Below are 14,124 nucleotides of genomic sequence, written 5' to 3'. Positions count from 1 at the left end.
ATGAGGAGTTTCAAGGAAGAGGATTAATGACTAACACTTGCAGGCTATTGTTTCGATGAGTTAAAACTAAAGACGTCTCTTCATATTCCTGTATAAAGATATCTGTCTTTCATTTATCTCGATTTCTGTCCATTGTTCCCAATGATTCTGTATACAAAAAACGGTAGCGATATTATTAGCAATGTACTAAAAATAAGAATAGGTATATGCCTAAAAAAGATTCCAAGCGATGTTAAAACACCCGATACACATAGTGATAGAAACATAATACCTAACAACGATTTTTGTTTTTTACTCACGTTATTTCTCCATCCCTTATGATTTGATAGGCTGAAATAGAATTTCACCCAATGAATTAACTAGCGGAGAGTCGATAAATACTAAGTTCCCCGCTAGTTAAAAATAAATTAAGTTATTATGTATTTTGGATTATTGTTTTATAATTAACAGGATCGGTGTCACCTTCAGTGTTAATCATTAAAATACTAGAAGAATCATCTAGTCCTAGACTAGTTTTTATTTCATTTAATTGATCGTTTGTCATTAATTCATGTAACAAACCCAATGGCACCGCCCCAGATTCCCCAGAGATGATTTTGACATCATGAGGAACAGGTGAACTTAAAACGCGCATGCCTTTTGCACTTATTGAGTCATCACAAGAGAAGAAATAGTCACTGGTTGTTTTTAAGATTTCCCATCCAATTGGATTAGGTTCTCCACACGCAAGTCCCGCCATCATCGTAGATAGATTTCCATACACCCGTTGCGGTTCTCCTGTTGTGCTCTGTGCCGATTGATAAAGACAATCCGCCTCAGACGGTTCAACTATTATGATCTTAGGGGCCGAACCTGACGCTGAATGAGAAATAGCGGCGGCCATAGCTCCAGCAAACGAACCTACCCCAGCTTGAAGAATAACATGGGAAATCTCACGAAAAGTTAATTGTTTTACTATCTCCGCAACAATTGTTGTATAGCCTTGCATAATGGATAGAGGAAGCTTTTCATACCCTTCCCAGGCAGTATCCTGAACAAGTACCCAGTTATTCTCTTTGGCAACGCTTGCGATATGTTGAACCGTATCGTCATATTTCATATCTGTAATTTGTGCATCTGCACCAAATTCTTGAATTGCCTTTAAACGCATTGTTGAAGAGCCTTTTGGCAAATAAACCTTTGCTTGCTGCCCGAAAAGCTTTGCGGCCCATGCTACACCTCTCCCATGATTACCCGCCGTAACTGTAGCAAATGTGGATTTTGGTAAACTCTTAACATGTTCTAATAATTGAAGGAAATTTATTGTGCTTAAATCAAGTGAAAGTTTTTCAGCAAAATAAGAAGCCATCGCATAGGAAGCCCCTAAACCTTTAAAAGCATTCAGTCCAAATCGCTTTGATTCGTCTTTCACATAAATTTGCTTTACTCCTAGAGAATTTGATAGACCAGATAAAGAATGCAGTGGAGTAATTTTATATGCAGGTATACTAGAATGAAAGTTGAGAACTTTTTTCATTTCTTTTTCAGAGAAATTTACCAATTCCTGCGTTACAGGTTTCGTTTCTTTAAACCGATTATCAACCCAACTAATGTCGTTCATTTTATAACCTCCATAGTGATATCCTACATCGTTTTCTCGCTTTTCAATAACCATTTAAACCATCTGCCATGTCCATCCGTTTCTGCAATTGTATGTTGATGCATCATCCCATCTAGAATATAATCAAGGTGTAAATGACCATCATAAATATTATTGTATATATGAAAGATGTCTCTTTCTTGTCCAATCGTTTCAATCGTTTGGATTAGCTGATTTCTTAAATCCGGCGGCATTTGATTTGCAACGTGCGTATGAAAAACACAAATTACACTTTCCTCTGGAATATCCTTAACATATTTTGGTAATAAACGTAACCCATCACCTTCAACTAACTTCACTGAATTATTTTGAAGATAATTTGCTGCCTGCTCGAACATATGTAATCTTTCTTTATGCTCGGGCCAAATTAATGATTTTAGCCATAACTTTTCATCCTCATCATTTAAATCAATCGTATTCAAATCTAAACCAAGTCTAGTGGTGACCTGGGGTAGGGGTGGAGTCAGATGGAGAACTGGCCTCTTATCTCCCTTTATTTCCGCTGTAATATGAAGTTTAGCCTCTGTATTTCCATAAACGTCTTGTTGTCCGTAAGAATATGCATATTGATCCCAAAGCAGCTGTAATCCTGCACTAGTGCCTATTTCGATCAGTGCTAGCGGTTTATTTGCTAGCTCGTATATCGTACAAAAAACGGGATAAAGGTATGCACATCTTCGTACTTCATTCGTCTGAACAAGCCTGGATTTAAGAATAGCCTCAATTTCAATCCGATGTTCTAGGCAAAAATCCTTAAAGTGATCAAACGATTCGTTGTATGGTTTCGGATGATTAACGATGCTAGGATAGTATTTTTTTAATGGGTGTTTCTGGCCCTTTTGTAAAAGATAATGGACTGCGCCAAATAAAAGGTTTGGAATTGGTTGCCCTTTTTGAGCATTACTAGATATTTCAAGAAGACAATTGTCGTTTGCAATTTTTATAGATAGGTATTCATAAAGCAAACTTGAGCCTTTACATTCCCTTTCAGCAAAATTTAAAAAGTTTCGCGATAATCTATCAATATTATGCATGATAGCTTCCCCCTACAATTAAAGGTTACTGTAACTATTAATCAAGTCGTACATAGTTAACTTCTTGTATAAGTAATATATAATTTTAAAGAAGTTCCCATAATCGTTCGTAAGCTATTTCTCCGTCCGTACTTTTCAAGAGAAAAACGTCCGGATTACTAAGGTTTTGCCATTCATCGAATCCGAAGTTTTTATTATAATGATTTAAAAGCAATGATAATAAATTTCCATGTGTCACGATGATTGTATTTTCATCTTTTCCATTAAAAACATCCTCAACAACATCTACTATGCGATTCATTGCTTCCCGGCTGGATTCTCCGCCTTCAAATTTAAGCTCGAAATCCTTAAATGTTGCGCTTAATTTGTCCATCCAATCTGGAAGATTTTTTGAACTTAGCATACGTTCTGTTAACCGATTATCGAATTCAATTTCGACATCCAATTGCTTTGTAAGCGGTATAATTGATTGAACTGCGCGTTTAAATGGACTTGAAATAATTCGATCAATATTAATTCCAGAGAAAAAGTCCACTAAAGATGCCGCTTGTTTCAGCCCATTTTCCGTAAGTTCCGCATCGGATGATTGTCCTTGTGCTTCGCAATGCCTTACTAGATAAATTTTCTTCAACTTAATTGCTCCGTTCCTTCGCTATCATTAAGCTGTTTTTCTCTGTAATACCATTTCAGATAATACATAATTCCTGACTTATCTACCCAACTAAAATCGATTAACTCTTTCTCTAAAGAAGTTTGTAGTTCGTCTACCGAAATCCATTTTATATCTTCGGATTCATCCCCTTCTATTAGCAGTTCGCCAGAGGCATGGCATCGAAAGTACAGGCCTAGTGAATCCACTGGACCATTTATCGTTTGATAAACAGCAAAAGGCTTCATAGCTTCTACATTTGAATCAACATCATTCGTTTCAATTCTTGTTTCTTCTCCCAATATTTTCGTTACATGAAGTCCAGTTTCTTCGAGCACTTCCCTTTTAAGTCCAACTAAAAAAGGTTCAAACTCTTCTAATCTTCCGCCAGGCAGCTCATACGGAGTTTTATTCTCATTCGGTTTCACTCTTTTTTGTATAACAATTTCCGTTCCATTAGATCCTTCTCTTTCAATAATTGCCCTTACGTTAACGTACACAGAAATCCCCTCCGAAAATCTTTTGTTCGATTACTGCGGTTGTTTTAGTAGTTTTATGCCCAGTTACTTGAAAATATATCTAATATAATCACGGTCCAATAAAGAATGCTGAATGTAAAAAAGACAATACAAAATGTAGCTAGAGCTTTTGGTAATTTACCGTAAAGATAGATGAATGCAATTCCAATTAGTACATGGAAAATAAGAAAAAGAATACTACTCAATTAGCGTTCTCCTTACTCACTAGAAATTCTCTCATTCTCGGTGCCTTTAAACATATATCTAATCCCTTTGCCTGCTAATGGCTCTTCTGAATATCTAGGGATTACATGAAAATGCGCGTGGAAAATATGTTGTCCGCCAATTTCACCACAGTTCCAGCCAAGGTTGTACCCTTGTGGTTGATGCTTCTCGTCTATGTATTTTTTAACATCTTGAAGAAGACTAAAAGTTGCATTCCACTCTTCTTTTGTTAAATCAAATGCAGTTTCTCTATGCTCATTCGGGACAATTAACCCGGCCCCCTCAAGCTGACTCCCCTTTACTTGGGCTTGCTCTAGTTGCAAAAACATGCAATGCTCATTAATAAAAATCACCTTTTGGTTCGCTTCTAAATTTGGATTACAAAATACACAGTCTTTCAATGAATAGAACACCTCTTCATTCTTCGGTCTTTTTAGACTATTTAGTCATAACCCATTATAACTTCATAAAATCGATGAGGATCTAATCGCTGTAACCCCGATGATAAGGCAACATTTGGATAACCGTTTTCTTTAGCCCATTCATGTATGAAAGAGAGAAGTTTATCACCATAGCCACTTGTATCTATTTAATATTTCCTCCGGGATATGACAATAATCATTTGGATACCTAGATAACCTATCTTGATGTTCTTCTGCACTTCTTACATAGTTTATAAGAGGTAATACTTCAACAACTATAAGGTCATAATCAATTCTTTCACTTAGATATGCCTTCGCCTCATTTGTGTTACTAACATTTCATTGTGAGTATATCAATTTTTTCGTATTTATCATCAGAAAGGCTTTCTACATAAGTCCAACCTCTGTTCCTATAATAGTCTGATGCATCTTCCGTTCTTAAATAAAGCTCATTAAATCCTAATTCCTTGACCACGTTTATTGTTTTTTCTACTAACTTTTGTCCAATTCCCTTACCACGAAATTCCGGTTTAGTATACAGTGAACCTAGCCATGGTTTATACTTTTGCCTTACCTTTAAGTCGTTTTCAAAAATCGATACGGTTCCTAAACACATTCCGTTTTCTAAGGCTATAAGTGTTATAGGAAATTCATTATCCTTGGTGTTCGCAAAGTATTTAAAAACATCTTCAAAATCCATATTACTGCCTGTTTTCATTACAAATTCTTTATAAATCATTTCAGAAACTTCTTTAACTTTTCCTGGATGATTTAATAAAAAGTCAATTTTCAATATTTTACCCCCGCACACTGTTTTGTTTTGAAACGCTATATCCCTAAATAGCTGTTTTTGAATTCAGTTCTAAATGAAAATTAGACCTGTTGATTTGCTCACAATGATAGCGGGAGTTTCCCGGCTCGCTCTACTCTTTCAAGTACACTTCTTAGAGTTGCATTTCGTTACAAAAAGGAAATTTTAGGCCCCCACCATCCTATACTTTCCTAAATGAACTAATTTTCTCACTATAGAATTTCAATGTATTTCTAACTATTTAATGATTGCACTATTCAATTTATTATAATCAGTGCGTATCATACCTAATAAATCCAGGTCCTCAAAGACTTCTCCTTTTTTAACATCATGTCTCAATGTCCCTTCAAATTGGAATCCTACCTTTTCCATTACTTTTCGAGACGCGGGGTTTCTGGACATACAATGACCGTATATTCTTTCCAAACCAAGTTTTTCAAAACCATAACTTATCATAGAATATGCTACTTCAGTTGCGTAGCCTTTTCCCCATTCATTCTTATCAATAAAATAGGCGATTTCTGCCTTTTGGTGACTGTTAGAAATGCTGACAAGCCCACAATTTCCTATGTATTTATCTGGATATTCCTTTAAAAAAATTGCAAATTCAAAAGCGGTACCTTCTTTTGCGCTTCTATGTAAATAATCAATCCATTTATACACAACTTCTTTAGGGTATGGATGAGGAATTGTGATCATTGTGTCAGCAATTTCCGCCTGTGACACTACTAGATAAATAACATCTGCAAATTCATGTTTATATGGTTTTAATAGCAACCGGTCTGTAACTAATCGCATTTTTCTTCCTCCGTTCAGCGTTGATCCCGTCTCGGATAAATGTATAGTATGATTAACCTCTACACTCAAGCCCGGTGCATCTGGATCAACTAGTAAGGTTAATTGCTTTGATTTTGTTTTCTTTTATAGAAATAAAAAAGATTAAAAGCACTGAAGAAAGCTACTACCAACCATAGCCATTTCAAAGAATGGTCATAGTAAAAAGCAAGAATAGAATTCGTGACTAAAAGAATGGCAACAACAATCGAGAGATTAAACCTAATTTGACTAGTCATTTCTTCATCTCCGTTCTAAGATTGGAACAATTTGACACTAATATTCCAGGTGGACGCACCTATTTGTGAGGAATCGCGCTCATTTGTTGAATACTCACAATTGAAGTATATTATAACATAAGGAATTCATTTTTCAGAAAATATCCAAAACCATATTTGATAGTTATTAAGAGAATGTAGAAAGGAGTCAAAATATGATACAACGGCTTAAAAAAGGAGATAAAATTGGCATTTATTCACCTTCATCTCCTGCAACTGTCACGGCAAGTAAACGTTACTTGCGGGCAAGACAATTTTTAGAATCTAAAGGTTTTATCATAGTAGAAGGAAACCTAACAGGAAAAACCGATACATATCGTTCTGGTACACCAAGAGAACGTGCTGAAGAATTAAATGCTTTATTGCGTGATCCTGAAATCAAAATGGTGATGTCCACGATTGGCGGAACAAACTCTAATAGTATGCTTCCCTATATTGACTATGAAAAGAAGGTCGATTAATAGGCGGCAACAATAATGCGATGTATGGTTTTATCGGTACAGAGTATTTTCCAGAGATTAAAAAGGGAGATATATTATTGCTTGAAGACTGTATGAAAGATGCTTCGACCGTTGAGAAAAATTTTGCCATGTTAAAGCTGCATGGTGTATTTGACAAAGTCGCGGGCATTATTTTAGGTAAACATGAACAATATGATGATCTAGGAACAGGAAAAAAACCACTGGATATCTTATTGGAACAGCTTGATGGTAAGGCTATTCCCATTTTAGCTGATTTTGATTGTTGTCATACACATCCTATGCATCCTTTAGCGATTGGTAAGAGGGTAAAGTTAGATGCAACTATGAAGAAAGTGTATTGTACGGAGAGATGGATTTAAATTAATGTGTCTAATATCCGTTTCATCCAACTCCATAATCGTTGTAACTGAATTTATCAATTATATAAGCGTTTAAACTCACTTCCAGAACAATTGTTCCGTAAGCTAGAAAAGACCATTTTTACTTTCTGGTTCCACCTCTTAATAACGCTAAAACCTCAATACGATGGTCATGATTATGTAGCATGAAGACGCTAGCTCTATACATCTTTGTAAGTTTGAGGATGAATTAATAGATAAACGAATCGTAAAAAATTAGAATAGAAAAATCATCCACTCTAGGCAATGAAGCCTGTAGTGGATGATTTTATGGAAAGGTCTTTATCGTTAACTCTCAACCCCAATAGAATCTGTCCCTTTCAATCGCCCTTTTTCCATTGGTTTCCTATCATCATTCTTTATCATCTTAATCTCGCGACTACGCTGAATAAACAATATTGAAAGAATCAGCATTACACCGATACCATCAGACAGTAAACCTGGGTAAATTGTGAGAAGTCCACCAGCAATTAACGCAACCCGTTCCACGATTGTAGCTTTTGAAATCAACCAACCAATTACACCAGCAGCTAGTATAATCACACCTATCAATGCGGTTAAGATTGAGATAATGATTTCCCCCGGCGCCCCGTCCATCAATAGTGAAGGTTCAAAAACAAACATGAATGGAACAATAAAACCAACTAAGCCAAGACGAACGGCTTCCAATCCTACTCGATTCGGATTACTACCAGAGATCCCTGCGGCGGCAAAGGCTGCGACTGCAACAGGTGGAGTAATTGCTGAAAAGATAGAAAAATACACAATAAACAAATGAGCAGACATGGTTGAAATACCTAATTCAATTAATGCCGGTGCCGCTAGCATCGCAGTTAATATATAGGCTGCCGCAACAGGCATCCCCATTCCTAAAATGATACAAATGAGCATAACGAGTATTAAAGTAGGGAATAACATCCCTTCTGTTAATCCAAGAACAATGCTAGTTAATTTACCGCCAAGACCTGTAGACATAATCCCCGCTATGACTAATCCTGCTGCAGCACATGCCGTTGAAACAGGGATAGCAGACTTAACGCCATTGACCATTGCCGAAGCAATATCCCTTAACCCCATACGCGTCTTTTTACGGAACCAACTAACAATGACGATAGAAATGATGCCGTAAAATCCGGTTCTAGAAGCACTATACCCTTGTATTAGAAAAAATACCAATACAACTAAAGGAATAAAATAGAACCATCCTTCCCTTAAGACTGTAGAAAGCTTTGGAATATCCTCCTTAGCAGCTCGCGGTAAATCCAGTCGAAGTGCTTCGAAATGAACCATCGTTAACAAAGATGCATAATAAAGAATTCCAGGAATAATCGCAGCAATTACGATGGAACCGTACGGCATTTGTGTGACGGCAGCCATCAGAAAGGCAGATGAACCCATAATCGGTGGCAATATACTTCCACCTGTAGAGGCGGCTGCTTCCACTGCCGCGGCAAAAGAAGGTTTGTAACCTGTCTTCTTACTTACAGGAATTGTAAAGGAACCAGTTGTTACTACGTTTGCTGTCGGGCTTCCAGATATAGAACCAAATAATGCACTAGCAAGTACAGCAACTTTGGCCGCTCCCCCTTTTGTTCTTCCTGCAACCGCTGTAGACAGATTGAAAAAGAATTCTCCAGCCCCTGCCTTATTTAAAAACGCACCGAATAACATGAACATAAATACGAATGAGGCTGCAACGGAAATAGGCGACCCCCACAGACCATTAAAACTAAATGCCAATTCGTCTAATACATCTACAGGCGAAAAGGCCCGATGCCACATAAGACCTTCAAATCTGTGCCCCCATAAAGCATACCCAATGCCAATGAAGACAATTACAATAATAGGATAACCGATTGTCCTCCGAGCAGCTTCAATGCTCAAAAGCACAAATACCAATCCGAAAAATATATCAAAGTTCGTTAACGGCTCCATAATCGGAATTCTTACAGCAAAGCGTTCCGCGTGAATCGTGAAATATATCCCTGCAGCAAAAGCAAGTATGGCAGAAATATAATCGATTATCGTCGGTCGGGTTAAACCGGAACCTTTGGAATAACTGTATGTTAGAAATGTAAGACCTAAAATAAACGCCAAATGAATCGCCATTTGGTTCATAGGATTTAATTTACCCCAGACGACAGACCAAATTTGAAAGACAGCTAATGTAAATGCTAGAAGGGAAAATATTGTTAGATGAATATTCGACAATTCACGCTTTTCTCCTTCTGTGAACCATCCAGTGAATCTATTTTTAAAGTTCACGACTCAAACCACTTCCTTAAAGATCAAGAATTTTCTTAATCAAGCATGCCTGCTTTCTTGAAAAACTTCTCTGCGCCAGGATGAAGTGGCACTTGCCCAACTTCCATCATATTGTCAGCTGTTAAATTTTTAAATTCTTCGTGTACTGTTCCTAGAAATTCAAAGTTGTTATAAATCGCTTTCGTTATTTGATAAACTTCCTCATCTGGCACATCCTTATGGACAATTAATATCGCCGGCGTAAACAAAGTATCGATATCGTCTTGTAAAAAATCATAGCTGCCCGCTTTAATTGTTCCGATTTCCATTCCAAGATCATTCGATACCGCTTGTAACACTTCTTTATTGAAAGAAAGCATCTTTAGGTCCGTCGTTGTCGATGCTTCAATTATACCGCTTGAGGGGATGGACACAGCATTTCCATTCGCATCAATTCGCTTGTCGGCCATTAATTCATATGTCTTCACATCGCTTAAATTTTCAATGGCCCCGCCCCAATCAACAATATTTTCATATGTAATTCCATATTCATGTAAAATGTTTTTCGTAATAATTTCACCAGCAGACCCTTGCTGATTGACGGACAAACGAATCGGTATTTTATTTTCAACTATTTCATCAATAGAATTATACGGGGCATCTGATCTTACGACAAATTGATAATAATTTCCAGGGACTATAACGCTAATTGCACGAATATCCTCATATGCTTTTGGATATGGTTCTGTGCCTGTATAAGCGGCATAGGCGGTCATTGAATAGGTAATCCCATATGGAACCAAATTTGTTCCGACGGCAGGCGGGTTTTCTACAATACCGCCGGGCTCAACAGTAACGACCGCGCCCTTGTTTTCCCTGCGGATAGACTCGGCTACTCCCTCCGTAAATACAGACCATGCACCACCCGTACGTCCACCAATGATAGTTGTTTGTAATGCATCAGAAGCATCTTCCTTCTCTGATTCCTCATTATGTACTGCTTTTTTATTACTGCACGCGACGATAAATAAAACACTGAATAGCATTGCCATTAAAATGAAACTTCTTTTCATCATAACTTCCTCTTTCAATAGGATTATTTTTTGTTGTCTTCCTTGACTTGTAGACTAATATCGAGTGCTTTTACTGAGTGTGTTACAAAGCCCAATGAAATGTAATTGACGCCAGTTCCGTGATAAGTTGCCAAGTTTTTCAATGTAATCCCACCCGAAGCCTCTGTAATGATGGTTTCCGGCACATACTGAACAAATTCCTTCACTTCTTCAGGTGTACGATTATCAAACATAATTACATCCGCGCCTGCTTCAATTGCTTCCAGTACTTCTTCTTTCGTTTCTGTTTCTACTTCAATTTTTACCATATGCCCAATTTTATCCCGTACGCGTTGCACTGCTTTCGTAATAGAACCCGCAAATGCAATATGATTATCCTTAATCATAACGCCATCATATAATCCTTGCCGATGATTTTTTCCGCCACCACTTACAACAGCGTATTTATCAAACATACGCAGTCCTGGAATTGTCTTTCTCGTATCACAAACTTGAATGGAAGGATCGTTTAGCGTTTCCACACATTCGTTTACAACTGTCGCAATGCCGCTCATTCGCTGCATAAGATTTAAAATTACCCTTTCACCTGTAAGTAAATGTGCGATTGGACCGGCTACTTCCGCAATTTTATCCCCGGCAGTCACCACATCGCCATCCTGAAAAAACCCAGTTACTTTAATAGAAGGGTCTAGCAAATGATAAGCCTCTTGAATGATACCTAGACCTGAAATAATTCCATCTTCCTTCGCAATGAAAACGCCATTTCCCATCTCTGTATGTGGGAAAATCGTTTGGCTCGTAATATCTTGATCGCCAATATCCTCCAATAAAAAAGATTGTAATTGCGTTCGTAGCTTTAATAGATTCATACCCCAACTCCCTCTCTTTACCCTTTCGTTGTGAAAATCTTCACAAATGATTAGGTAGTTTTCCAATGGAAATAATCAAAATCATTGTAGCACCAACCATGTGTCTTGACACCTATATTTACATATATTTATTGAAATAGCAAGTTAATTTTATTTAAACACATTGTAAAATTCTGTTATAAAAATATTTGACCAAAGGAAACCATTCTCCCTCGCGAACGTATAATCATATACAAACAAGTTTGCAGAGGGGTGCCTATGTATTCAGATCCTATCGGGAACGTGATGTTTACAATCGTACCGCTTTTAATAATTGGCTTTGAAAGTGGGAATCGGATAGAGTTTGCTTTAAACAGCAAGGAGTACGGCATGCTGACAGAAAGCGATAACGGTATGTTAACTTTCCCTCTTGATTCGAGCGTACGTAATAACAAAAACGGCCTTCGCTATTATCTAGCAAAGGCCGTTTTTGTTGATGTTAAAGTTAACTTTTGTCCATTACCGCAAAGTAATTCTCTTCATTATCCGCAAAATTAAATACTCTGCCTGTAGGCATCTTCATAACTTCTCCCACCGTAACGTTATTATTGACCAATTTATTATATAATACGTCGAATTGATCTGAGAAAAACATTAAAGAAGGTGTCCCAAGGTTTAATTCTGGAGACATTTGAGCAATGACTTCCTTATTGTGTAAAATGATACTCGTCTCTGCACTTTTTGTCGGTGCAATTTGAATCCATCTTATGCCGTGTGCATTTTCTTCATGAATAACAGTAAAACCCAAATTCTCTGTCCAAAATTTTACTGATTCATCTTGATTATTTACATACAACATAATTTGTCCTATTTTGTTAATCAAAAGTTTCACCGCCCGATTTTTTAGCTTCACCAAAATGGTAAAATGACCAGATATAGTAAAGAAATTAAATGTAATACTGGTATGAGTGTAGCTGCTGTATATTGCGCTATAATTAATATTAAATAAAAGGATTTTGATTTGTTCCGTAATTAATAGCTTATACTCTTAACGAGCCACGGAATCCCCTTGCAGCATAATAGGAGTCTGCCCCGTTGTGATAAACAAATACGGTATCGTAGCGATAATCGCAAAAGATTGCTCCGCCAAGATTTCTAATTTTTTCTGGTGTTATTACCCAGCTTGAAGATTTCATATCGAAATTTCCAAGGCTTTGTAAGTGGCGATACTGTTCTTCAGTTAAAAGTTCAATGCCCATGTCAGCCGCCATATCCATTACGTTATTTTCGGGTTTATGTTTCTTTCTAGACTCTAATGCTTCTCGGTCATAACAAACACTTCTTCGCCCTTTTGGACTTTCTTTTGAACAGTCGTAAAAAATGTATTCGCCAGTTTCTTCATCCCGGCCAATCACGTCAGGTTCTCCTTCTGTTCTTTCCATTTCATTGAGTGACCACAGTTTTTCGGGATTCGCTTCCAGTTTTTCTTGGATTTGCTCCCAATTAAGTCCTTCATGACGGTCCATGTTTTTCTCAAAACGCAGTTTTAATGTAGTTAGTAATTCTTCAATTTGATCTGATGTAAGGTTTTTCTCTGCCATATTAACTTCCTCCGTATAATGATAAGATGTATTTTTATTTTACACGAGTTTCAAACATACGGCTATTCTCGAGTAACTGTTTACAACTTTAGCACTTCAATACTTAAGTGTCTCTATTGTAACTAATTTAATTATTTTCTCGGATCTATACGTTTAAAAAAGACATAGAAAGGAATGCATAATGAATACCAGGCATAAGGAGAGCTGTTTATTGAAAATGCAACAGCCTTTATAAAAGGCGGACAACAAATTCGTGTAAACGATACTGGTGGATATGTTCAAATATTAGAATGCATTCATTATGTATAAGCTTATTTGAAATATGTTGACTTGAATGGATCCCATCCTTGAACTGTTAACTCAATTTCTTTGTGATTTGATGAACCTATTGCTGCGATTAATGTCCTAACTTAACCGAAAATTCTAATCCATCGTCATCCTTATTAAAGTATGTGCTTTCCTTTTTAAACACCAATTGGATATTTCCAAGATCTTCCGGTAAAGTCGGAGATACAACATATGCGAGGGCCGTATGTCCACCGGATCCCCCGCCTCCATTATTTTGGACAGTATATTTTGTGCCACTCTCATCTATAATTTCTAATTCCAAAAAAGGATGATGCATAAATTCACCTGGTAAATCTCCAGATGAATCACGATCCATCGTTACATTTACAACTGTCGCATTTTCAAATTGACGCAAAAATGTTACGAGAAAAAACACATCATCTTTTTCAAAAGATTTTAATACCGGGATATTTTTAATAAATCCTTTTGGTTCAATGATTGGTTGGTAATGTTCCTCTTCTAACAAACATCTAAAAAGCGCATGTAAAAATTCCGCTTGAAAGGCGTACTGATTCACCCATTCGTATATCAGTTCATCTGTTGGAAATCCAGGATTCTTAGATAATTCTTTTCTCTTGTTAATTAATACACATAATTCCTCATCAATCTCCTTAAGCTGTTCGTCATAATGTGCTGTAGGTCGTTCATATGGTCCATGCCACATAGTTAAGCCCCCAATGTATTTTTCCTTATTGCAGGAATTCAAATAATAATCTATAT

Annotated in this window: 14 protein-coding genes and 3 pseudogenes; 1 reads left to right on the top strand and 16 read right to left on the bottom strand. The window is 36.9% G+C overall.

The window, feature by feature from the left end; genetic code table 11:
• Nucleotides 1-415: 415 nt before the first annotated feature.
• The 10 genes and pseudogenes from BI350_RS09535 to BI350_RS09505 all read right to left on the bottom strand — a co-directional run bounded on the left by BI350_RS09535 (nt 416) and on the right by BI350_RS09505 (nt 6,096).
• Nucleotides 416-1,600, bottom strand: a complete 1,185-nt coding sequence (locus tag BI350_RS09535) for a diaminopropionate ammonia-lyase (RefSeq protein WP_075527887.1) — start codon at nt 1,598-1,600, stop codon at nt 416-418.
• Nucleotides 1,601-1,623: 23 nt separating this feature from the next.
• Nucleotides 1,624-2,673, bottom strand: coding sequence for a DUF2332 domain-containing protein (locus tag BI350_RS09530; RefSeq protein WP_075527886.1), 1,050 nt, complete (start codon nt 2,671-2,673; stop codon nt 1,624-1,626).
• Nucleotides 2,674-2,758: 85 nt separating this feature from the next.
• Nucleotides 2,759-3,304 (bottom strand): histidine phosphatase family protein, encoded by a 546-nt coding sequence (locus BI350_RS09525; RefSeq protein ID WP_075527885.1) that lies wholly within the window; start codon nt 3,302-3,304, stop codon nt 2,759-2,761.
• Nucleotides 3,301-3,822, bottom strand: coding sequence for an NUDIX hydrolase (locus BI350_RS09520; protein ID WP_075527884.1), 522 nt, complete (start codon nt 3,820-3,822; stop codon nt 3,301-3,303). The genes BI350_RS09525 and BI350_RS09520 overlap by 4 nt, the downstream gene beginning before the upstream one ends.
• 53 nt (nt 3,823-3,875) lie before the next feature.
• Nucleotides 3,876-4,046 carry a hypothetical protein gene (locus BI350_RS16915; protein WP_155767509.1) on the bottom strand — a complete coding sequence of 57 codons (171 nt, stop codon included), beginning with the start codon at nt 4,044-4,046 and terminating at the stop codon, nt 3,876-3,878.
• Nucleotides 4,047-4,058: 12 nt separating this feature from the next.
• On the bottom strand, nt 4,059-4,466 hold the full coding sequence (locus BI350_RS09515) for an HIT family protein (protein WP_075527883.1): 408 nt from the start codon (nt 4,464-4,466) through the stop codon (nt 4,059-4,061).
• Between the two features lie 41 nt (nt 4,467-4,507).
• A pseudogene (locus BI350_RS17210) lies at nt 4,508-4,648 on the bottom strand (GNAT family N-acetyltransferase); the annotation flags it as partial.
• Nucleotides 4,632-4,808, bottom strand: a pseudogene (locus tag BI350_RS17205) (peptide-methionine (S)-S-oxide reductase); the annotation flags it as partial. The pseudogenes BI350_RS17210 and BI350_RS17205, both read right to left, overlap by 17 nt.
• 10 nt (nt 4,809-4,818) lie before the next feature.
• Nucleotides 4,819-5,280: a GNAT family N-acetyltransferase gene (locus BI350_RS17425; RefSeq protein ID WP_075527882.1), complete on the bottom strand. Its 462-nt coding sequence runs from the start codon at nt 5,278-5,280 to the stop codon at nt 4,819-4,821.
• A 255-nt stretch (nt 5,281-5,535) separates the two neighbouring features.
• Entirely contained in the window at nt 5,536-6,096 is a 561-nt protein-coding gene (locus BI350_RS09505) for a GNAT family N-acetyltransferase (RefSeq protein WP_075527881.1), read from the bottom strand.
• 469 nt (nt 6,097-6,565) lie between these two features.
• Between BI350_RS09505 and BI350_RS09500 the strand changes: the two are divergent.
• A pseudogene (locus BI350_RS09500) lies at nt 6,566-7,251 on the top strand (S66 family peptidase).
• A 327-nt stretch (nt 7,252-7,578) separates the two neighbouring features.
• On the opposite strand, the gene BI350_RS09495 reads toward BI350_RS09500, so the two are convergent.
• The 6 genes from BI350_RS09495 to BI350_RS09470 all read right to left on the bottom strand — a co-directional run bounded on the left by BI350_RS09495 (nt 7,579) and on the right by BI350_RS09470 (nt 14,068).
• Nucleotides 7,579-9,555: a TRAP transporter permease gene (locus BI350_RS09495; RefSeq protein WP_075527880.1), complete on the bottom strand. Its 1,977-nt coding sequence runs from the start codon at nt 9,553-9,555 to the stop codon at nt 7,579-7,581.
• A gap of 35 nt (nt 9,556-9,590) precedes the next feature.
• Complete coding sequence (locus BI350_RS09490) at nt 9,591-10,610, bottom strand: TAXI family TRAP transporter solute-binding subunit (protein WP_082295029.1); 1,020 nt, start codon at nt 10,608-10,610, stop codon at nt 9,591-9,593.
• A 20-nt stretch (nt 10,611-10,630) separates the two neighbouring features.
• Nucleotides 10,631-11,476, bottom strand: coding sequence for a carboxylating nicotinate-nucleotide diphosphorylase (nadC, locus tag BI350_RS09485; RefSeq protein ID WP_075527878.1), 846 nt, complete (start codon nt 11,474-11,476; stop codon nt 10,631-10,633).
• A gap of 484 nt (nt 11,477-11,960) precedes the next feature.
• Nucleotides 11,961-12,338: a VOC family protein gene (locus BI350_RS09480; RefSeq protein WP_075527877.1), complete on the bottom strand. Its 378-nt coding sequence runs from the start codon at nt 12,336-12,338 to the stop codon at nt 11,961-11,963.
• Nucleotides 12,339-12,495: 157 nt separating this feature from the next.
• The gene (locus tag BI350_RS09475; protein ID WP_075527876.1) at nt 12,496-13,056 is read right to left on the bottom strand and encodes a DUF4256 domain-containing protein; all 561 of its coding nucleotides are present in this window, start codon (nt 13,054-13,056) and stop codon (nt 12,496-12,498) included.
• Nucleotides 13,057-13,453: 397 nt separating this feature from the next.
• Nucleotides 13,454-14,068 (bottom strand): hypothetical protein, encoded by a 615-nt coding sequence (locus BI350_RS09470; protein WP_075527875.1) that lies wholly within the window; start codon nt 14,066-14,068, stop codon nt 13,454-13,456.
• Nucleotides 14,069-14,124 lie beyond the last annotated feature (56 nt).

This window comes from Sporosarcina ureilytica (assembly GCF_001753205.1).
GTDB classification, from domain to species: domain Bacteria; phylum Bacillota; class Bacilli; order Bacillales_A; family Planococcaceae; genus Sporosarcina; species Sporosarcina ureilytica.
This window is presented reverse-complemented; position numbering and strand designations above follow the sequence as displayed.